24 protein-coding genes are annotated in these 18,225 nt (G+C 60.4%); 15 read left to right on the forward strand and 9 right to left on the reverse strand.

What is annotated here, in order from left to right; all coding sequences use genetic code 11:
* Positions 1-237: 237 nt before the first annotated feature.
* Genes DK847_RS08630 through DK847_RS08665 form a run of 8 tightly spaced genes read left to right on the forward strand, consistent with a single transcriptional unit; the run spans position 238 to position 4,132 of the window.
* Positions 238-906, forward strand: coding sequence for an FHIPEP family type III secretion protein (locus DK847_RS08630; protein ID WP_111197781.1), 669 nt, complete (start codon positions 238-240; stop codon positions 904-906).
* Entirely contained in the window at positions 903-1,664 is a 762-nt protein-coding gene (locus DK847_RS08635) for a flagellar biosynthetic protein FliR (protein ID WP_111197782.1), read from the forward strand. The genes DK847_RS08630 and DK847_RS08635 overlap by 4 nt, the downstream gene beginning before the upstream one ends.
* Positions 1,661-2,068: a hypothetical protein gene (locus DK847_RS08640; protein WP_111197784.1), complete on the forward strand. Its 408-nt coding sequence runs from the start codon at positions 1,661-1,663 to the stop codon at positions 2,066-2,068. Before DK847_RS08635 ends, DK847_RS08640 begins: the two co-directional genes overlap by 4 nt.
* 24 nt (positions 2,069-2,092) lie before the next feature.
* A complete protein-coding gene (locus tag DK847_RS08645) occupies positions 2,093-2,599 on the forward strand; it encodes a rod-binding protein (protein WP_111197786.1) in 507 nt (168 codons plus the stop codon).
* A gap of 4 nt (positions 2,600-2,603) precedes the next feature.
* Positions 2,604-2,966: a hypothetical protein gene (locus tag DK847_RS08650; RefSeq protein ID WP_111197788.1), complete on the forward strand. Its 363-nt coding sequence runs from the start codon at positions 2,604-2,606 to the stop codon at positions 2,964-2,966.
* Positions 2,967-2,972: 6 nt separating this feature from the next.
* On the forward strand, positions 2,973-3,449 hold the full coding sequence (locus DK847_RS08655) for a hypothetical protein (protein WP_111197789.1): 477 nt from the start codon (positions 2,973-2,975) through the stop codon (positions 3,447-3,449).
* Positions 3,427-3,885 (forward strand): hypothetical protein, encoded by a 459-nt coding sequence (locus DK847_RS08660; protein WP_111197791.1) that lies wholly within the window; start codon positions 3,427-3,429, stop codon positions 3,883-3,885. Before DK847_RS08655 ends, DK847_RS08660 begins: the two co-directional genes overlap by 23 nt.
* Before the next feature lie 46 nt (positions 3,886-3,931).
* The gene (locus DK847_RS08665) at positions 3,932-4,132 is read left to right on the forward strand and encodes a hypothetical protein (RefSeq protein ID WP_111197793.1); all 201 of its coding nucleotides are present in this window, start codon (positions 3,932-3,934) and stop codon (positions 4,130-4,132) included.
* On the opposite strand, the gene hpt is transcribed toward DK847_RS08665, so the two are convergent.
* Positions 4,124-4,687 carry a hypoxanthine phosphoribosyltransferase gene (gene hpt / locus DK847_RS08670; RefSeq protein WP_111197794.1) on the reverse strand — a complete coding sequence of 188 codons (564 nt, stop codon included), beginning with the start codon at positions 4,685-4,687 and terminating at the stop codon, positions 4,124-4,126. The genes DK847_RS08665 and hpt overlap by 9 nt on opposite strands.
* Positions 4,684-5,268: an FxLYD domain-containing protein gene (locus tag DK847_RS08675; protein ID WP_146256082.1), complete on the reverse strand. Its 585-nt coding sequence runs from the start codon at positions 5,266-5,268 to the stop codon at positions 4,684-4,686. The genes hpt and DK847_RS08675 overlap by 4 nt, the downstream gene beginning before the upstream one ends.
* A 240-nt stretch (positions 5,269-5,508) precedes the next feature.
* Here DK847_RS08675 and ftsE point away from each other — a divergent pair, with 240 nt between their 5' ends.
* The 5 genes from ftsE to DK847_RS08700 all read left to right on the forward strand — a co-directional run bounded on the left by ftsE (position 5,509) and on the right by DK847_RS08700 (position 10,534).
* Entirely contained in the window at positions 5,509-6,165 is a 657-nt protein-coding gene (gene ftsE, locus DK847_RS08680) for a cell division ATP-binding protein FtsE (RefSeq protein WP_111197797.1), read from the forward strand.
* On the forward strand, positions 6,162-7,052 hold the full coding sequence (locus DK847_RS08685; protein ID WP_111197799.1) for a cell division protein FtsX: 891 nt from the start codon (positions 6,162-6,164) through the stop codon (positions 7,050-7,052). Before ftsE ends, DK847_RS08685 begins: the two co-directional genes overlap by 4 nt.
* Positions 7,049-7,771 (forward strand): lysophospholipid acyltransferase family protein, encoded by a 723-nt coding sequence (locus DK847_RS08690; RefSeq protein ID WP_111197801.1) that lies wholly within the window; start codon positions 7,049-7,051, stop codon positions 7,769-7,771. Before DK847_RS08685 ends, DK847_RS08690 begins: the two co-directional genes overlap by 4 nt.
* 72 nt (positions 7,772-7,843) lie before the next feature.
* Complete coding sequence (locus DK847_RS08695; RefSeq protein ID WP_111197802.1) at positions 7,844-10,087, forward strand: adenosylcobalamin-dependent ribonucleoside-diphosphate reductase; 2,244 nt, start codon at positions 7,844-7,846, stop codon at positions 10,085-10,087.
* A 39-nt stretch (positions 10,088-10,126) separates the two neighbouring features.
* Positions 10,127-10,534: a hypothetical protein gene (locus tag DK847_RS08700; RefSeq protein WP_111197804.1), complete on the forward strand. Its 408-nt coding sequence runs from the start codon at positions 10,127-10,129 to the stop codon at positions 10,532-10,534.
* On the opposite strand, the gene DK847_RS08705 is transcribed toward DK847_RS08700, so the two are convergent.
* Complete coding sequence (locus DK847_RS08705) at positions 10,510-11,052, reverse strand: gamma-glutamylcyclotransferase (RefSeq protein ID WP_111197806.1); 543 nt, start codon at positions 11,050-11,052, stop codon at positions 10,510-10,512. The two genes, DK847_RS08700 and DK847_RS08705, sit on opposite strands and share 25 nt — an antisense overlap.
* Positions 11,053-11,122: 70 nt before the next feature.
* On the opposite strand from DK847_RS08705, the gene DK847_RS08710 reads away from it, so the two are divergent.
* Positions 11,123-12,004 (forward strand): DUF2125 domain-containing protein, encoded by an 882-nt coding sequence (locus tag DK847_RS08710; protein WP_161957203.1) that lies wholly within the window; start codon positions 11,123-11,125, stop codon positions 12,002-12,004.
* Here the strand turns inward: DK847_RS08710 and DK847_RS08715 are convergent.
* The 4 genes from DK847_RS08715 to DK847_RS08730 all read right to left on the reverse strand — a co-directional run bounded on the left by DK847_RS08715 (position 11,998) and on the right by DK847_RS08730 (position 15,594).
* Complete coding sequence (locus DK847_RS08715; protein WP_111197810.1) at positions 11,998-12,921, reverse strand: prephenate/arogenate dehydrogenase family protein; 924 nt, start codon at positions 12,919-12,921, stop codon at positions 11,998-12,000. The two genes, DK847_RS08710 and DK847_RS08715, sit on opposite strands and share 7 nt — an antisense overlap.
* Entirely contained in the window at positions 12,918-14,009 is a 1,092-nt protein-coding gene (gene hisC, locus DK847_RS08720) for a histidinol-phosphate transaminase (RefSeq protein WP_111197812.1), read from the reverse strand. The genes DK847_RS08715 and hisC overlap by 4 nt, the downstream gene beginning before the upstream one ends.
* Entirely contained in the window at positions 14,006-14,767 is a 762-nt protein-coding gene (locus DK847_RS08725; protein WP_111197813.1) for a chorismate mutase, read from the reverse strand. The genes hisC and DK847_RS08725 overlap by 4 nt, the downstream gene beginning before the upstream one ends.
* An 86-nt stretch (positions 14,768-14,853) precedes the next feature.
* Complete coding sequence (locus DK847_RS08730) at positions 14,854-15,594, reverse strand: class I SAM-dependent methyltransferase (protein WP_111197815.1); 741 nt, start codon at positions 15,592-15,594, stop codon at positions 14,854-14,856.
* A 63-nt stretch (positions 15,595-15,657) separates the two neighbouring features.
* Between DK847_RS08730 and gloB the strand changes: the two genes are divergently transcribed.
* Positions 15,658-16,431, forward strand: coding sequence for a hydroxyacylglutathione hydrolase (gloB, locus tag DK847_RS08735; protein WP_111197817.1), 774 nt, complete (start codon positions 15,658-15,660; stop codon positions 16,429-16,431).
* Here the strand turns inward: gloB and yddG are convergent.
* On the reverse strand, positions 16,424-17,308 hold the full coding sequence (yddG, locus tag DK847_RS08740; RefSeq protein WP_111197818.1) for an aromatic amino acid exporter YddG: 885 nt from the start codon (positions 17,306-17,308) through the stop codon (positions 16,424-16,426). The two genes, gloB and yddG, sit on opposite strands and share 8 nt — an antisense overlap.
* A complete protein-coding gene (locus tag DK847_RS08745) occupies positions 17,308-18,222 on the reverse strand; it encodes a DMT family transporter (RefSeq protein ID WP_111197820.1) in 915 nt (304 codons plus the stop codon). Before DK847_RS08745 ends, yddG begins: the two co-directional genes overlap by 1 nt.
* Between the last annotated feature and the right edge of the window lie 3 nt (positions 18,223-18,225).

An 18,225-nucleotide genomic window follows, 5' to 3' on the forward strand; every position in this document is an offset into this window, starting at 1 on the left:
TCGTTCTGTTGCGGCAAGCTTTCTCGTTAGTATTCGTGATTAATCCAAATATAGATCTATCTCTGAAGTTCACTTACAGATATATAGCGAAGTATAATTCCATTGAATTCAATTTATACGATGTGCAATGGCATGATATTACTCAGTTTTAAACAATTATTAACGGGCTGTTCTTGAAACTGCTTCCGTGAACCGTGTGAGTCCATCCGGATTCGCCCAGAGGAGCAGATTGCCGCCATGATCATTCTCGTTGATGACCGTACTGACGTAACCGACGCCTATCGCGCCAGCTTCGGGCGTGAGGGGATATCTGCTGCGAGTTTCACGCCGTCAGATTTCGCCAACTGGTTCCACTCCACGAGCGGACCTGATATCGCCGCAGTAGAAGCCTTCATCCTCGGCGATTTCATGCAGCGGGAAACGGTGACGAGGGCCATCAAGACGAAGTCGGAGGCACCGGCCATTGCCCTCAACGACTCGACCGGACTCGAGGCAACCCTGAAACTCTTCGCCGCTGGCGTGGACGACGTGGTGCGAAAGCCGGTCCATGCGCGGGAAATCATCGCCCGCATCGGGGCCATCCGGCGCCGTACCGCGATGCCAGCCAAGGCGGCCGACCTTGGAGACCTTCGCGTGTTCAATGACGGACGCGACCCGGAAGTGGGTGGCCGCACGCTGGTGCTGCCGCGGCGCGAGCGCCGGATGATTGAGCAGTTCGCAGGTGAGCTCTCAAGCGCGGTAAAGTCGCTCGTTGATCGCGGGGAGCAGTTTGCCCTGGTCACGGCACCGGAGGTACGGCCCTATGTGCGCATGATCGTGGATCGTCTGTTTCCGGCCATTCCCGTGCTATCGCATATCGAGATATCCCGGGGTGTGAGGTTGGAGGTGGCTGCATCTCTGTCATGACGCACACCATCGAGACGCAACTGCTTGGCCTCTTCCTGCTGTTCTGTCGCATCGGGGGATGCATGCTGTTTGCGCCGGGCCTGTCGAGTCCGCGTGTCCCGATGCACGTGAGGCTCTTTGCAGCCCTAGCTGTCACTGTTGCTGTCGCACCCATGCTCATGCCCGGGACTTTTCCTGATCTGTCTCGGGGCTCTGATGATCGCAGGCTATGGCTGATCCTGTCAGAATCTCTTGTCGGAGTGATGATTGGCCTGCTGGCTCGATGCTTTTTTCTCGCGCTGCAGTTTGCTGCGACTGCGATCTCGAACTTCGTGGGGCTCTCCGGCATCCCGGGCATTCCTCTGGAGGAGTCGGACACTGGCTCGCCATTGTCGACCCTGGTGTCGACGGCGTCGGTCACCTTGATCTTCGCGATGGGGCTTCACTTGGAGCTTTTGCGGGCAGTGATAGACTCCTATGCGGTTATGCCTCTGGGCAACTGGATCGGGGCTGGTTCACTTCTCACCAATCTGTTGACGACTCTCGCCGAAACCTGGCTCCTGGCGTTGCGCCTTGCGGCACCGTTTCTGCTTTATGGTGTGATGGTCAATGTCGCACTTGGCATTGGCAATCGCTTTGCGCAGCAGATTTCTGTCTACCACGCAACCACGGGTGCGGTGATGCTGGGGGGATTTCTTCTGTTTTACATTGTCTGGGTAGATTGGGCGATGGTGTTTACTGGCTCTTATCAGGCGTGGCTCAGGGACGGTGGATTTTGACCAGATCCTCCCAACGTCTACAGAGGCTCGCTCGTGCGCAGGCAGATCTTGCTGAGCTGCTCGAATCGAAGATTGCAGCAAGTCAGCGGCGCGGCAACGATCTTGCAAGCACCCGCGCCGGCACGCTTGCGGCGCTTGAGAGGATAAGCATGGAGGGTTTGACCTTCTATGCAGCGGCACTGCGTCGTCTCACGGAGCTCGACAATGCGACCATAGAGAACGATGCGCTTCGGCGGGACCTGCTGGCTCAGTTGCGGCAGGTGCGGACGCGGCAAGATGCCCTGCAACGAAAGGCGGATGCACAGGCCGCCGTGATGATGCGCAGGATGATGAACGCGGAGATTGGCGAGACCGCACTTGCCATGCAGGAGAAAGCTCCGCGCAAGGGTGGCGTGTTGAAGTGAAGAAGTCTCGGGAGAAACGACGAAATGGCCGTCAGCCTTCCATCTGACCTCGTTGCAGACGTCATCCGCAGTGCTGATCCAGCCCGCCACCAGGCGGCAGCACGACGTCTGCAGTCTATCAGCGAGGGGGAGTCAGCCTTTGCCGCAGCGATCGATCAGTCAGCGCCTCTCGGTGCAAGTCAAGGCGGGCAAGAAGTGGTCCTCGCTACTGAGCACGGGTTGTCTGGTGCTCGCGACGGCATGGCGGTCGACCAACCCAAACTATTCCGTAGCTTCGAGCAGGTCGTGTTGCGCAGCCTGTTTGAAACTCTGCTGCCCGAGTCTGAGTCGGGTGCCTTCGGGGGTGGTCCGTCGGCCGGCGTTTGGCGGTCGATGGCGGCGGATCAGCTGGCTGGTGTCTATGCCCAGAGTGGAGGTATCGGCGTTGCGCGTATGCTGGCATCACAGGCTTCAAACTCCACACCGGGGCGTGAGGAGCAGTGGCCCTACTTCAGGCTCCAACCATTGAAGGCATTTGGAAGCGAAGGCTAGCTGAATGAGTTCTGCACCATCGGCTGATGCTGCCCTTGGGCCCGCCCTCGGCAAGCTCATCGCTACTCTTGAGGAAGAGAATGCAGTGTTGGCCGAACAGAAGTTCGTGTCCCATGCTGCCTATACCGATCGCAAGAACCAGACGCTGAGGGAGCTCATGGCGGCACAACGTAAGGAAGGTACAGCCATGAGCACAGAACTTCGATTGCAGCTGCAGAAGCTTGCGGTGGTGCTCAGAGAGAATGCCCGGCTTCTGAAACTTCACATCGCAGCAGTTGGGGAGATAAGCGACATCATTGTCGGTAGCCTCAGGGACGCCGAGTCTGACGGTACCTACTCGCGACGGAGCGGCACCAGCCGTTGGTGATTGGGCATGCTGAAGCTTGTGGCAGTTGGCGTGTGGGTCATTCTCGTCACTGCGGGCGCCACCTTTGCTTCAGGCTATCTAGGCAGCGCTCCTTCGCCCTCCGCTCCGCAGGAGGATCTTGGAGTCGAGCAGATGACCGCGGAACTTACCAGTGTTCCTGTGATGCGGGGTGGAGAGGTTGCTGGTTACGTGATCCTGCAATTGTCTTTCTCCGCAGACCGTGCCCTACTGGCCCAGAAGAAGGTTGAGCCTATGCCCTACATCAAGGATTCGGCCTTCCGGGTGATATTCACGAGTGCTGACGTCGATTTTCGGCATCTGAAGCCTGGTGACCTGGACCGGCTGACTGACACGATCGCCCGTGAAGCAAACCGCAGGCTTGGCATGGAACTTGTACGACAGGTTCTTTTCCAGCAGCTGAACTACGTCAAGAAGGAGGACATTCGGACCAACTGGAGCAATGGCGAGCCGGCACAGCACTGAGGGCGTTTCAACACACAGTGAACTGGTGCGGGACATTGGCGCATCGCGGTTCCGGGTTGTCGATGACGATGCCGACACGAAGGAGTTGATGCGGTTGGCAGATAATCCTCTGGCGCTCCATGGTTTCCTGCAACGCCAGGCAGTGGGCATGTTTGTCACTCCGCCTGTGACAAGGCTGGTAGTGCCTGGACTCGTGCTGATTCATTCTTCGTCGCAGGCGCAGGCGGGGGAGCCTGTTTATGGCGCGCCGGAGGTTCGGCTGCAGGCGTTCGAGGGACTCGAGGCGTTCCAGCCAACTGCGGAGGATCATGAGCATGTGCTCATGGTTTGGCCTGAGGCCCGGCGTCGCGGGGCCGACAGCGCGCGCCTTTCAGTTGGCATGATCGTATCGGTCTTGGTCACGTCCCTTGTTTTGGGTGTACTGATGTTCTGGTGAGCGGTGGCATGCGGCTTGCTTTGCCATCCCGAAACGGGATGGGATCATGGAAGAGCAGGCATTCGAGACTATCAAGCTTTTGCCACGGCGTGACCTGGAGACCTTCGCGTTGCGCGCGGCCATTCACATGCGAGAAGCAAGACGCGAGATGGAATCCGGGCGCTTCTTCTCGGCCGTGCTCATGGGCTTTCTGCTGGGAGCCCTGGTGGCATCTGCCGCTTTCCTTCTCGGTTCCAGCCTAGGCTGAGGGCGTGCTCGTGGGGATGATGTGACCGACGAAGGGAAGCTCGCGAAACTGGTGCGCCATGTCCATGCCATATCCGACCACGAATTTGTCCGGGCATTTGAATCCCTCGAAATCCGCAGCGATATGTGCCGCAAGATGACCCGGCTTGTTCAAAAGAACAGCCGTGAAGGTGCCCTTGGCACCACGGGCGGCTAGCAAGTCCTTGGCGAAGGCTAGCGTGCGTCCCGATTCGAGAATGTCATCGATCAGCAGTACGTCGCGCCCGCGCACATCTGTCTCGATATCGCGCAACACGGTCACCTGTCCTGAAGACTTTGTTGACTTGCGATAGCTAGACAGAATCATGAAATCGACTTCAGGCGATAATCCCGCGTGGTGCATGGCCCGAATGAGGTCGGCCGCGAAGACAAAACTTCCCTTGAGGATGGGCACAACGAGAAGATTCGTGGGCTCGCGATCGGCAATGTCGGAGGCAATGGCCTTCACACGCGCCGCAATTTCAGACTCGCTGAACAGGACGCCGATGCGGTGCCCGTCGATTGTAAGTTCGCTCATGGGCCTGCATTTGAGCCGATTTCGTCAGCCTGGGCAAATCGAATTTCAAGGTTTCTGGCAGCTTCGGGAGGAGATGCGAGCCTGGTGACGAAGCTGGTGCTTTCGCCGGGTTTGAGTGGCCTGACTTCGGTGTCCAAAGTCCAGTGATAGACCTCTGCGTTGTCCTTTGAGCGAAGGCCGAAGCGCAGCCAGGGTATCTTGCGTTCCTCCGATGAGACGTTGGTGAGTTCGCCCTTCACCGCGATGACCTTACGGCCATCGACGATCAGGTTCTGCAGATCGACCTGGCGGATCTCCAGACCGTAGATGTTTATCTGGCGGCCCATCTTCTCATAGAAGTGGATGCTTGCAGGGACAGCAACGACGATCTGCTCCGGAAAGGCCGAAGCGCCGATGAGTGGTGCGAACGCCAAGGCCACCAGAGACGCCCATGCGGTCATCCGGACGCGGCGGGCCCGTCGCTGGAGGCGGAACGCGGTCTGGGCACTGCGTGCGGCCTCGATCAGTGGGTGGACAGTGGTTTGCTTCGGTCCCGCCTCCAATGTCGGGGTGTCGTCTGCGCGGGGGGCTGCCAATGTCAAAGGGGATCCCTCCACCCACCTGTGTCCGCAGTTGGAACAGTCGGCCACCGTTCCTCCTCCACCGGGGCCGGCAGATGGTATGTCATGTCGGCAGGAACATATCGGGCAGCGAGCGATCATGCGGATTGCCATTTCAGGGATTTATGCGCGTGTAGGTTACATTTATTGTCTGCTGTGGTTAATGCCTCGTTAAAGCTCGGGTGGTTTAAACAGGGTGATTGAGAGAGGAGGATCGGGTCAGTGCTGCGGCTTGAGAACGTTGGTCTCAGATATGGCGAGGGCCCGGAAGTCCTGCGCGATGTGAGCTTTGCGCTGCGCACGGGCGATTTCTATTTCCTCACCGGTCCCTCTGGAGCGGGCAAATCGTCCCTGCTGAAGTTGTTGTTCCTGGCCCTCAAGCCAACACGCGGCACTTTGCGCATTTTTGGCGAGGATGTCGGGAACCTCAGCCATAACAAGCTGCCACCGATCCGTCGGCGCATCGGCGTGGTGTTTCAGGAATTCAGGCTGCTCGATCACTTGTCCACATACGACAACGTTGCTTTGCCGCTGCGTGTGGCAGGCAAATCCGAATCCACCTACCGGCGCGACGTCATGGACCTTCTGGACTGGGTTGGCCTGGCTCAGAAATCCGCCGATCTGCCTCCCGTGCTCTCGGGGGGCGAAAAGCAGCGCGCGGCAATTGCCCGCGCCGTAATTGCAAAGCCACAGCTGCTGCTGGCGGATGAGCCCACCGGCAACGTCGATCCGGTGTTGGCCAAGCGTCTGCTTCATCTATTCGTTGAGCTCAACCGCCTCGGTACCACGATGCTGATCGCCACGCATGACAAAGGTCTGGTGCGCCAGGCGGAGCGCCCGGTTCTTCACCTCGAACAGGGCATCATGAACCTGCAATGAAGCCGGGCGCGATCATACCCGCTACGGCGGCCTCGCTCACGTCGCTCACCGTCACCATGGCTGTGATGTGCTATCTCGCCTGCCTGGCAATCGGGGCCCTCATCCTCGTCGACCGGGCAGTCACGAGCTGGACCAGCGGCCTGTCCCGCGAGATGACGATTCAGGTGCGGGTGATGCGGGATGCGGATATTACCCGGGAAGTCGAAAAGGCCCGGACCATATCCGCAGCCTTTCCGGGAATCGTGGACGTGGACGTGCTCGACGAAGGCGCTGGGGCAAAACTTCTTGAGCCATGGCTGGGCACGCGTTCGCTCGAGGGATTGCCGGTGCCCAGGTTGATCCGGATAGTCACCGATGTCAGCAATCCCCCGGATGTCGCAGCATTGGAGCAAGCGTTGCTCCAGGTGAAGGGGGCAAGGCTGGACACGCACCAGAAGTGGGAGGCAGAACTGACCCGGATGGCGCGGGCTCTTTCGGCTGTCTCCTACGCTATCCTTCTCTTGATCTGTGTCTCCGCCGTTGCGATCGTCATATTTGCGACGCGTGCGGTGCTGCAGGCCAACCGCCATATCGTCGACCTGTTGCACCTGGTGGGCGCACGCGACAGCTACATCGCCCGCCAGATCGATGGCCGGTTTCTTCGCACGGGGCTGCTCTCCGGTTTCATTGGTGTCGGGCTTGGCCTCTTCACCTTCTTGCTGCTCGGTCTGTTCGGTGGCGGCAGCGAGGGCGGCGTCGCGGCGGCAAGCCGCGGACTGCTGTTTTCGGCGCCAAGCATTGCAATCTGGAGCTATGGCCTTCTCTTCGCAGTGCCGCTTGCGGCAACCCTCATTTGCCTGATGACTGCACGCATCACCTTGATGCGCCGCCTTGGTGTGGTGACGTGATCTACATTCGCTCCGCACTGTTCAACGTTGTTTTCTACGTCAATCTTGCGCTGTTCCTGGTGCTGGGAGCAGGCTTCTACTTCACGCCGCGCAAATGGTCGATCCGCGCGTTGCAGGTGTGGGCGCGGTCGTCATTGTTCTGGCTCAGGGTGATCGGCGGTATCCGCATGGAGGTGCGGGGCAAGGAGCATATTCCTCCGGGTGCATGTCTCGTTGCCGGCAAGCACCAGTCCTTCTGGGAGACCTTTGCCATACTGCCGCTGCTTGACGACCCGGCCATGGTGCTGAAGAAGGAACTCACCTACATTCCGTTCTTTGGTTGGTTCATCTACAAGTTCCGCATGATTCCGGTGGAACGGTCAGCCGGTACCCAGGCTCTCCGGACACTGGTGGAGGCAGCGCAGGAGGCAATCGCCGCAAACCGGCAGGTGGTGATCATGCCCGAAGGGACGCGCAGGGCACCCGACGATCCCCCTGACTACAAGCCGGGCGCTGCCGCACTCTATGGCAAGCTGGACGTACCCTGCATTCCCTTTGCGCTCAATTCGGGCCTGTTCTGGCCGCGACGCCAGTTCCTGCGGAGGCCCGGCACCATCGTCATCTCGTTCCTGGAGCCAATCCCGCCGGGCTCAAACCGCAAACTCTTCCAGTCGCGACTCGAAACTGCCATAGAAGGAGAAACAGCGCATCTCGTGGCTGAAGGCCGACGCGTGCTCTAAGTACAAAAAGAGAACAAAAACTCGACTCTCTCGCTCCGCCGCGTTACACTCCCTGTAACCGGAGGTTCTGCAATGCATATCCCCGCCCGCCCGTCCCTCGACCCCATTGCCCAGGAAATCTGGTCGATGAAATACCGCTACAGCCCCGAGGACGGATTTAACGCCGAAACGAACATCGAAGATAGCTGGCGGCGGGTGGCACATGCCGTGTCGGCCGCCGAACGGCCGGATGACCGGCTGGTCTGGGCTGACAGCTTTTACCGCATTCTCAAGAATTATCGCTTCCTGCCGGCAGGGCGCATCCTCGCCGGGGCGGGCACCGACCGGCAGGTGACGCTGTTCAACTGCTTCGTCATGGGCCGCATTCCGGATTCGCTCGACGGGATCTTCACCCAGCTGAAGGAAGCCGCCCTCACCATGCAGCAGGGGGGTGGCATCGGGCATGACTTCTCGACTCTACGCCCGCGGGGGGCGCCTGTGCGCGGGGTCGGCGCGGATGCCTCGGGCCCGGTCAGCTTCATGGATGTGTGGGATGCGATGTGCAGAACCATTATGTCCGCCGGCACGCGGCGAGGTGCGATGATGGGTACCCTCCGCTGCGATCATCCCGACATTGAGGACTTTGTGGCCGCCAAGCAGCTGGCCGGCCGGCTGCGCAATTTCAATCTTTCGGTATTGGTAACGGATGCCTTCATGGCCGCAGTGAAGGCAAAGGCCGAGTGGCCACTCGTGTTCGAGGGTGACACTTACCGGATCGTTTCTGCCGAGCGGCTGTGGGACAAGATCGTCCGGTCTACCTATGATTCAGCTGAGCCCGGCGTAATCTTCATCGATCGCATCAACGCCGAGAACAATCTCTCCTATTGTGAAACCATTGGCGCGACCAATCCATGTGGAGAACAGCCGCTGCCCCCTTATGGCGCCTGTTTGCTGGGCTCGCTCAATCTTACCCGTTTCGTCCTTGGTCCGTTCAGAGAAAATGCCCGCATCGACGAGGCTGCATTGCGCCAAACGGCAGCGACGGCCGTGCGCTTCCTGGATAACGTCATCGACATCTCCAATTTTCCTCTGCCCCAGCAGCGCGCCGAGGCTCTGGCAAAGCGTCGGATCGGTCTGGGCATTACGGGACTCGCAGATGCGCTTGCGATGTGCGGCCTGAGTTACGGTACTGGGGAAGCCGCGGAGGCCGCCCGCCAATGGATGGCGGCCATCGAGCAGGCCGCCTACCTGTCCAGCATCTCGCTCGCGGAGGAACGCGGGCCTTTCCCGCTCTTTGACGCCGGCCGTTTTGGCGCGACCGGCCATGCTGCCGGTATGGACAGGGAATTGCGCAGCCAAATTGCCCGGAATGGAATACGAAACGGGCTCCTTACTTCGATTGCACCAACAGGTACGATCTCGCTCATCGCTGGCAACGTGTCGAGTGGCATCGAGCCCATCTTCAGTATCCGGTATCAACGCAAGGTGCTGCAGCCAAACGGCAGTTCACGCAGCGAAGACGTTACCGATTATGCTGCGTCGCTGTACTGGCAAATGCATGGCGAAGGTGCAGCATTGCCGCCTTGCTTCGTAACCGCGGATCAATTGACACCATCTGCTCATCTTCTCATGCAGGCCGCCGTGCAGAAGCACGTCGACAGCTCTATTTCCAAGACGATCAACATACCGGAAGGCTTTCCCTTTGAAAGCTTCAAGGACGTCTATGAGGAGGCTTATGAACTGGGGCTCAAGGGCTGCACCACCTATCGACCCAATGCGGTGACGGGGAGCGTGTTGTCCAGCGGCAGCAGCTTGCCCGCTACGGTGGTGCGCGACGACGATCAGCGCCCACGCCCACGCGACGAGGTGCTACCGGGCATGACATACAAGCTGCGCTGGCCCGAGACTGACCATGCCATCTACATCACGATCAACGACGTGGTGGATGCCGGTGTGCGAAGGCCCTTCGAGATCTTCATCAATTCCAAGAACATGGAGCATTATGCCTGGACGGTGGCGTTGACCCGCATGATTTCGGCCGTGTTCCGGCGTGGTGGTGAAGTGTCCTTCGTCGTCGATGAGTTGAAGGCGGTTTTCGATCCCCGTGGTGGCCAGTGGATGAATGGGCGTTATGTGCCAAGCCTGCTTGCCGCCATCGGCGGCATTATCGAGCGGCACATGATCGACACCGGTTTCCTGGACCCAGCGCAGGTACAGACGAGTAGGTCCACGTCTGGCAGTCATCCGGCATCATGCCCTCGCTGCGGAAATGATGCGTTGATGTTCCAGGAGGGTTGCGCCACTTGCCTGTCTTGCGGTTACTCCAAATGTAGCTGAGAGCTTGACACAGGCCAGGAATGTTCTATATTTGTTCTCATGATGCAAGGCTATTCCCTCTCCGCTACCCTGCCCGAGGATTCTGGCCTCGGTGAACGCTTTTGGTATTGGCGCGGCATATCGGGCCAGTCTTACATACATTCCATCTACGCTCCTGATCATTGTCCTCCTGTAACCGAAGCGGTTTTCGTCATCGTCCGCAAGATTGGCGGCGTCCGTTGTGCGGTGGCGATCGGGCGATTCGGTACAGATGGCCTGATGCCAAGCGGCACAGTTGCGACGCTGCCGGGGGATGAGATGCACGTCCACCTCCTGAACCGGGAGGGCGACGCAGCAGATTCCGTATTCCGTGATCTCGCTGCGACGCTTGAAAGCGGCGAAACCCCCTCGCGGCCAGAAACCAAGCCTTGGCGGAAGCCGGTTCAGCTCGACCTGCTGGCCGCCTGAGAACCCAAACGCCCGGCGAGACGCTCCAGCGCAGGGTCATGAATGTTCATCTCGCGCAGATGGGCGAGCGTGTTCGCGACATAGTCAATGCAGTGGCCAGATACACCTTCGCCCATGCGGACGTGGTGTTCCAGGGCCTGCTCATCCAGAATCCCGGCATATTGGCGATGGCTGCGGTCCACCACATAGGTGACCGCTTCCACCGTCTGGCCACTTGTGGTGAGCCGGGCCGTCGTGACCTTTTCGAGGTAGACGGACGTCACCTGCTCGCGTGCGCGGAGATAGGCGATCGTTTCACTCCATCTCTCTGGTGCAACTTCAAAGGCCAGACCGTGGCAGGAGCCGCCGCGGTCAAGCCCCAGAACGAGGCCCGGCTGTTCTGGTGTTCCGCGGTGAACATGCGAGTATACACAAAGGCTGCGGTGATAGCCGTGAATGCGGGCGGGCGCGCTCCGTTCGAAAGCGAAGCCCGGGCGCCACATCAGCGAACCATAGCCAAAGATCCAGAACTGCTTCATTCTACCGCTCTGACTAACGTGAAAACCGATCCGGGATCAAATGCCGAATTCTGCACCGCGCCCTTGGAGGATGTTCCTGCCGCTCGGAGTGGTTCTTCTTCTGGCCCTGCTGTGGTCGGGATATTGGCTCATGGCCTCGGCAAGTGCAAAACAGAGACTCGCTGAACTGCGAGGAGAACTGGCGTCCGAAGGACTGAAGCTTGCCTGCACACAGGAACAATGGGGGGGCTACCCGTTCCACCTCGAATTCACATGCACTTCGCCGATCCTGACCTATGGAAGCGGGTCAGAACTTCGCGCGGCCAACCTTCTGCTGGTCGCCTTGGCCTATGCACCTTGGCAAATTGCTGCCCTCGTCGATGGACCGTCCACCATCACGGCTCCAGGCCTGCTGCCGACGCAGATAATGCATCAGCGGGCGCTCGGGGCAGTCACGATTGGAAGGGATGGGCAGCCCTCCATCTCGGCCGAACTCCCTGCGGTATCGGTTGATGGCTTTGGTCGTGCCGAAAAGGTGATGCTGTTCACGAGGCCTGCTTCAGATGGCGCAACCGACGTCGCTGTTCAGGCTAAATCTCTGGTCTACACCCCTGTCGGCCAAGACCCCGTGGCCGTGGATGCAGCAAGACTGCAGGGCACAATAGAGAGCAATGAGACTCTCACGCTCCAGACCTTCGAGATCAACCAGGACACCCTGCGATACTGGGGATCAGGTAAACTGTCACTCGACCAGCAAGGTCATATCTCTGGCCAGATCGATACCGAGACGAACGATGCAAAAGCACTGCTCGTACGGATTTCGCCCTTGCTCGGCTTATCGGAAGGCCAGCTTGCCAACCTCCAGACCGTGCTGAACCTTATTGGCAATGGTGCCAAGATGCCCGTCATCGCCAAGGATGGAAAACTCTATCTGGGTCCGTTCCAGATTGCCGAATTGAAGTCGCTCTACTGAGACTTGGGCGCGCCGCGGCCGAAGTCAGGTGAGGCGGTGTCCTGGCCTGCCGCGATGATGCTGCGGCGGACCTGGCGGGACCGCGTGAAGACATCGAACAACATGTCGCCGTCACCCCAGCGGATGGCTCGCTGCAGGGCAGAGAGGTCTTCCGAGAAGCGGCCCAGCATCTCCAGAACAGCATCCTTGTTATTGAGAAACACATCACGCCACATGGTGGGATCGGAAGCGGCAATGCGGGTGAAATCACGGAAGCCGCCAGCGGAATACTTGATGACTTCAGATGATGTCACCTCCTCGAGGTCTGCGGCGGTCGACACGATGTTATAGGCGATCAAATGCGGCAGGTGACTGGTGATGGCGAGCACCAGGTCATGGTGCTCAGGCGTCATTATCTCCACATTGGAACCACAGGCCCGCCAGAAGGCCGCGAGCCGATCCACCGCCCCGGCATCCGCCTCCGGAAGGGGCGTGAGAATGCACCAGCGATTGATGAAGAGTTCTGCGAAACCTGACTCAGGTCCGGATTGTTCCGTGCCGGCGATGGGGTGGCCTGGAATGAAGTTCACACCTGCAGGAATCCAGGGCAGGACGTCCTTCACTACCGCTCCCTTCACGGACCCTACATCGGTGAGGATGGCGCCCGGTTTCAGCACCGGACCGATCTCCTGCGCCAGCGCGCCATAGGTACCGACAGGTGAGCAGAGTATCACGAGATCGGCGTTCTTCACTGCCTCCACGGCCGTCGGATAGATCCGGTCGACGAGGCCCAGTTCGAGTGCCTTGGTGCGTGTCGCTTCGCTCCGCGCATAGCCGGTGATCTCGCCAGCAAGCTTCTGCTTGCGCATGGCATGGGCGAGCGAAGAGCCGATGAGGCCAATGCCGATGAGTGCGACACGATCGAACAGTCTTGTCATGACAGGAAGTCTCTCAGACAGGATACGAGACCACGGTTTGCTTCCTCAGTCCCGACCGTGATACGCAATGCAGCGGGAAGCCCGTAAGCATCCATGCGGCGCACGACGAAGCCATGCTCCTGCAGGAAGGCATCGGCTGCATGGGCATTGTGTTTGTCTGTGTGCGGGAAATGCACCAGCACGAAATTGCCGACGCTTGGCGTCACTTCGAGGCCGAGAGATGTGAGCTCCCTTGTGACCCACGGCAGCCATTGCTCATTGTGGGCGACGGCGCGCTCAACGAAGTCATGATCCTCGATGGCGGCGACACCGGCGGCAATCGCTGGCGCGCTGATGTTGAAGGGTCCGCGCACCCGGTTCAGCACGTCCGCCACATGCGCAGGGCAATAGGCCCAGCCGAGCCGCAGCGCTGCAAGGCCGAAGATTTTCGAATAGGTACGGGTCATCACCACGTTTTCCGCGGTGGCGACGAGTTCGATACCAGCCTCGTAGTCATTGCGCCGGACATACTCGGCGTAGGCTGCATCGAGCACCAACAACACGTGAGGTGGCAGGCCGGCATGGAGACGCTTCACCTCGCTGAACGGAAGGTAGCGGCCGGTTGGATTGTTTGGGTTGGCAAGGAAGACGATCCTGGTGCGGGCCGTGACGCGCGCAAGGATCGCGTCAACATCGGCTAGATAATCCGTCTCCGGCGCTACCACGGCTGTAGCGCCATTGGATTGGATGGCAATGGGATAGACCAGAAAGCCGTACTGGCTATAGATCGCCTCGTCTCCCGGGCTGAGATAGGCGTGGGCGATCAACTGCAGCAGTTCGTCCGACCCGGCGCCACAGACGATGTTCTCCGCCTTGAGGCCGAAGCGGCTGGCGATGGCATTGCGAAGCAGCGTGGCCGCACCGTCCGGATAGAGTTCCAGGGCGCTTGCCGCGGCCTTGTAGGCCTCGACTGCCTTCTGACTGGAGCCGATCGGCGACTCGTTGGAAGAGAGCTTGTGCACCTTGGCTCCCTTGGCACCGCTCTTGCCCGGAACATAGGCAGCGATATCCAGAATGCCAGGTTTGGGCTGTGGACGCGAAACGGTCATGGCGAAACCTTGATTGGCCGGGGATAGCGCCCCGCAAGGCGGGCGCCGGGTTGAAGCGAGGGTGGCTCGGCGAGGAATCCTGCCACGCCTGCAAGCGTTGTAGTACCGGAGTGGGCCCGCCACAGGAGGCCGGGAAGTCCTACTGTTTCATCGGGCAGCAGCAGCAGAGTCTCGTCATCACCGCTGGCCTGTGGGGCGGCATGCCCGAAAACGAGGACTTGCGGCCGTCCGCTGCCGGCGAGCACCGGCAAGGTGACGATGACTTGCGCATCTCCTGCCGCGCCTTCGGAGAAGGCCGCGGCCCAGTCGGAACTGGGCGCGACAAGGGCAAGGTCGCCACGCGCACTGCTCAGCGCTTCAAGGGCGCGACCGGCACCCCTGTGCAACTCCACCTTCATGCCGCAAAAATGCTGAGCGACCAGAAGCCGGGTGGCCAGATCGTGGCCGAACGCCGAATCCATGTGCAGTGTGATCGGTGCCTGGGACTGTATCGAATTTGACAGGATCACGCGCCAAAGACGCACCAGGAATTCGGGAGCGAGCGCGCCGCCAGCTTCACCAATCAATCGTTGCATCATCGCGGCTTCGCGGGCGGGGCGGAACGGAGATGCGGCAATCGACCCATCATACGCCTTGGTGACCCTCACCTTCTCCGTGGCGGCAGAGCGCTGCATCAACAGGCGGAGGATCTGATCGTCGATCGTGTCGATCTCGCGCCGGATGGCATCGAGGGATGTTTCAGGGCTATCGGCAGTCATCGATCGGCGGGCTCGCTGCAATCCGGCAGGGAAGGCCGCCGGGGCGGGCTATTCATAGGCCCCAGTCCAAAAAATGCAATCCTGACCTAGGGATGCCGCCATGCGCCCTTGGCGGGCACGGGCGCAAGCGTCGGCCTCGTCCTCGCCGGAATGCGGCGCAAGCGCTTACCCTGGGCGACAGCATAGACCTGCTTGGCCGCCTCCACGATGATGGCGCCCGACAGGGCTGGCATCAGGCGTGACCCAAGCCCTTCGATCGCCGGGGCGGCGGACAGCACCGCTGCACTGGTAGAGGGTGGAAAATACAACGCATAGGACCAGGACACGACCGAGAACTGGCTCTCCTTCAGAAGGGCAGAGAGCTGCGGCTTGGAGAAAGGCTGCCCGTGGCCGAAGGGAGAGGTGTCGAACCGGGCCCAGACGCCGCGGCGATTGGGCACGACCATGAACAGCCGACCCTGGGGGGCGAGCACGCGCCAGATTTCCCGCAGCATTTCCTGGGGGGCATCGGTCAATTCCAGGCCATGCACGACAAGCGCCACGTCCACCACGCTTTCAAGCAAGGGCAAATCGCATTCGTCCACAAGCGCCGACTGAACGGCGCCACTCTCTGGCCAGCGGAACACACCCTGGCGTGCCATCATGAAGGCAAGCTGCGCCTCCGGCTTCACGATGCAGTCGGAGAGGTAAGGCATCGCATAGCCGAGACCCATGACGCGTGCGCCGGGCAAGGCAGCAAGCCGGGGCTTCAGCCGGCCTGCCAGCGAACGCCTGGTGGCCAAGCCGAGCCGGCTGCCATAGAATTCCCTGAGATCGACGATATCCATCGGAACCAAGCCTAGCCTGCCGCGGTGAAAAGATCATCCGGCACGATAACATCGGGAACACCCATGTCAGACCTCGCCTTTCACCAGTTCATCTGCCGATCCGACAATTATGGCCTTCTGCTGCATGATCACAAGAGCGGCGCCACAGTTGCAATCGACGCGCCCGACGCTGCTGAGATCGAAGCTCAGCTCGAGGCGAGGGGGTGGCAACTGTCGCATATCTTCACGACCCACCACCATGGCGACCATGTAGACGGGAACCTTGCCCTGAAAGATCGCTATGGCTGCAGCATCGTCGGACCGCGCAAGGAAGCACAAAGGGTTCCCGGCATCGGCACTGAAGTCTCAGGGGGTCAGAGCTTTCTGTGGCAGGGCCGGGAGGTGCATGTCATGGATTGCCCGGGGCACACCCTTGGTCACGTCGCCTACTACATGCCCTCGGAAGAGGTGGTCTTCGCGGGCGACACGCTGTTCTCACTGGGCTGCGGGCGGGTGTTCGAAGGCACCATGGAGCAGATGTACCATTCCGTAGCGCAGTTCGCGGAACTGCCGCCGGCGACGCAACTCTATTGCGGGCATGAATACACCCAGTCCAACGCCCGTTTCGCACTCGCCGTGGAACCCGGCAACGCGGCTCTCAGGCAGCGTGCGGCGGAGGTTGACTGGCTGCATGCCGAGGGCCGCATGACATGCCCGTCAACCATCGGGGCCGAGCTTGCAGCAAATCCGTTCCTCCGGACAGGCAGTGCCGAGATCAGGAGGACGCTCGGCCTCGAAGGCGCCAGCGATGCGGCGGTCTTCGCCGAGCTACGCGAGCGCAAGAACAGTTTCAGATAGAGCCACCCGGACGCTTGAACAGCATGTCCTTGGCGGCGACCACAGCACCCAGCGTGATGAGCAGGCAGGCGGCAACGACCGGCCAGGTGAAGGCAGCATAGCCCGCCACGACCAAGACAAGCGTGGACAGCAGCGGCGAGGCGTAGGATGCAGCCCCGAGAACCATGATGTCACCTTGCTTCACGCCGTAGTCCCATGTGTAGAAGGCCGCACCGACCGGCAGCAGGCCGAGGCCGAGCACGGCCGACCACTGCGTGATATCAGCTGGCCACACTGTCGTTTCGAACAGCGCATGACAGATTGCCGAGAGCAGCGCGGTGATGAGGCAGAAACCGGCCACAACGTCCGTCGATACGGTGCCGAACCGTCGTGACAGCACCGAATATCCCGACCATATCAACGAACAGAGGAAGGCCAGCGCATGGCCGGCGGTGAATCCCTCGGCAAGTGAAAAGCCCTTGCCACGGGTGATGATGAGCACCGCTCCCACCAGACCCAGCAGGACGCCGATGACGTGATGAAGGCGGAGCTTCTCTCCGGGCAGGAAGGCCGAGAAAACAACGAGGAACAGGGGCCACAGATAGGCGATGAGGCTCACCTCAACTGCGGGCGCTGCACGGATCGCGCTGAAATAGACGAAGTGATAGCCAAAGAGCCCCGCCACACCAAGGAGCCATACTTGCCAGCTTTGCCGCAGAGCCTGAACGGCGCCCTTGCGAAACGGCCATGTGACTGCTCCCATCAGGCCGCCGATCAAAAAGGTCATCGCGGCGAGCTGGAAGGGGGGCACCGCGCCGCTGGCTGCGCTCATCAACGCGAGAAGCGCCCACATGAGGACGGCTGTGAATCCGATCAACGTGGCCGTCGAGCGCTTCATCAAGCCGCCTGCAACCGTCGAGTGCTGAGCCAGCGGTCGCCAAAGATCGAGAGCAGCACCGCAACGACGATCACCGTGCCGCCAGCATAGGCTGACTGCGATGGCACCTCGCCAGCGCCAAGCCAGGCCCAGAAGGGATTGAGCACCACATCCAGCATGACGATCATCGCGAGCGTCACCGCCGGAACATAGCGGGCACCCTTGGCATAAAACACGAGTGGGATGGACAGTTGCAGTGGACCCATCAGGGCCAGAAGCAGCATCTGCTGGACACTCACCTCGAACCCGCCACCAGGATGCCCGCCGAAGATAAAGCCCATGACGCCAGCCACAGCAAAGGTGAAGAAACCGCCAACGCAGATAGCCGGAACCATGTCGAAGTCCCGGTAGCGGCGCAGAGCAACGGTCTGGGCGGCGAAAGACGCGGGAACGCCCAGGCAGACGATGAGGCTGAGCAGATTGCCCGCACTGACTCCGTCCCAGGCGATGACGCCCACGCCGACAAGTGCCATGAGGGCCGCCGCCCAAGACGCGAGCGATGGCCGTTCACCCGTGATCCAAGGGCTCAGGAGGCCCGCAAAGATTGGAGAAAGTGCACCGATCACCGACACTGTCGCCGTCCCCGTGAGGGTCAGGGAGGTAACATAGAGCGTGGAGCCTGCCGTGAAGAATCCCGCGGTTGCGATCAGCGCCGGCAGCGGGATCGCCAGGAACTTCTCAAGGGTAGCCGGTCCATAAACGAAGACAAGATAGGCCAGCAGGAAGACCGACATCCAGAAGCCGCGCCAGCAGTTGATCTGCCAACCATCGAGCCCCGGAAGGAAGCGGACGAAGACACCCGCCAGGCTCCACCCGACGGTTGCCAGCATGACGAACAGCAGGCCGGTGCCGTAGCCGGGTGCCGAGCCAGTCATGGT

The sequence above is a fragment of the Aestuariivirga litoralis genome (assembly GCF_003234965.1).
Taxonomy (GTDB): Bacteria; Pseudomonadota; Alphaproteobacteria; order Rhizobiales; family Aestuariivirgaceae; genus Aestuariivirga; species Aestuariivirga litoralis.

Excerpts from the sequence above, each read along its gene's own strand:
- DK847_RS08630 (WP_111197781.1), top strand. The coding sequence starts at position 238 with ATGATCATTCTCGTTGATGACCGTACTGACGTAACCGACGCCTATCGC.
- DK847_RS08635 (WP_111197782.1), top strand. The coding sequence starts at position 903 with ATGACGCACACCATCGAGACGCAACTGCTTGGCCTCTTCCTGCTGTTC.
- DK847_RS08645 (WP_111197786.1), top strand. The coding sequence starts at position 2,093 with ATGGCCGTCAGCCTTCCATCTGACCTCGTTGCAGACGTCATCCGCAGT.
- DK847_RS08650 (WP_111197788.1), top strand. The coding sequence starts at position 2,604 with ATGAGTTCTGCACCATCGGCTGATGCTGCCCTTGGGCCCGCCCTCGGC.
- DK847_RS08655 (WP_111197789.1), top strand. The coding sequence starts at position 2,973 with ATGCTGAAGCTTGTGGCAGTTGGCGTGTGGGTCATTCTCGTCACTGCG.
- DK847_RS08660 (WP_111197791.1), top strand. The coding sequence starts at position 3,427 with ATGGCGAGCCGGCACAGCACTGAGGGCGTTTCAACACACAGTGAACTG.
- DK847_RS08665 (WP_111197793.1), top strand. The coding sequence starts at position 3,932 with ATGGAAGAGCAGGCATTCGAGACTATCAAGCTTTTGCCACGGCGTGAC.
- hpt (WP_111197794.1), bottom strand. The coding sequence starts at position 4,687 with ATGAGCGAACTTACAATCGACGGGCACCGCATCGGCGTCCTGTTCAGC.
- DK847_RS08685 (WP_111197799.1), top strand. The coding sequence starts at position 6,162 with ATGAAGCCGGGCGCGATCATACCCGCTACGGCGGCCTCGCTCACGTCG.
- DK847_RS08695 (WP_111197802.1), top strand. The coding sequence starts at position 7,844 with ATGCATATCCCCGCCCGCCCGTCCCTCGACCCCATTGCCCAGGAAATC.
- DK847_RS08700 (WP_111197804.1), top strand. The coding sequence starts at position 10,127 with ATGATGCAAGGCTATTCCCTCTCCGCTACCCTGCCCGAGGATTCTGGC.
- DK847_RS08705 (WP_111197806.1), bottom strand. The coding sequence starts at position 11,052 with ATGAAGCAGTTCTGGATCTTTGGCTATGGTTCGCTGATGTGGCGCCCG.
- DK847_RS08710 (WP_161957203.1), top strand. The coding sequence starts at position 11,123 with ATGTTCCTGCCGCTCGGAGTGGTTCTTCTTCTGGCCCTGCTGTGGTCG.
- DK847_RS08715 (WP_111197810.1), bottom strand. The coding sequence starts at position 12,921 with ATGACAAGACTGTTCGATCGTGTCGCACTCATCGGCATTGGCCTCATC.
- hisC (WP_111197812.1), bottom strand. The coding sequence starts at position 14,009 with ATGACCGTTTCGCGTCCACAGCCCAAACCTGGCATTCTGGATATCGCT.
- DK847_RS08725 (WP_111197813.1), bottom strand. The coding sequence starts at position 14,767 with ATGACTGCCGATAGCCCTGAAACATCCCTCGATGCCATCCGGCGCGAG.
- DK847_RS08730 (WP_111197815.1), bottom strand. The coding sequence starts at position 15,594 with ATGGATATCGTCGATCTCAGGGAATTCTATGGCAGCCGGCTCGGCTTG.
- gloB (WP_111197817.1), top strand. The coding sequence starts at position 15,658 with ATGTCAGACCTCGCCTTTCACCAGTTCATCTGCCGATCCGACAATTAT.
- yddG (WP_111197818.1), bottom strand. The coding sequence starts at position 17,308 with ATGAAGCGCTCGACGGCCACGTTGATCGGATTCACAGCCGTCCTCATG.
- DK847_RS08745 (WP_111197820.1), bottom strand. The coding sequence starts at position 18,222 with ATGACTGGCTCGGCACCCGGCTACGGCACCGGCCTGCTGTTCGTCATG.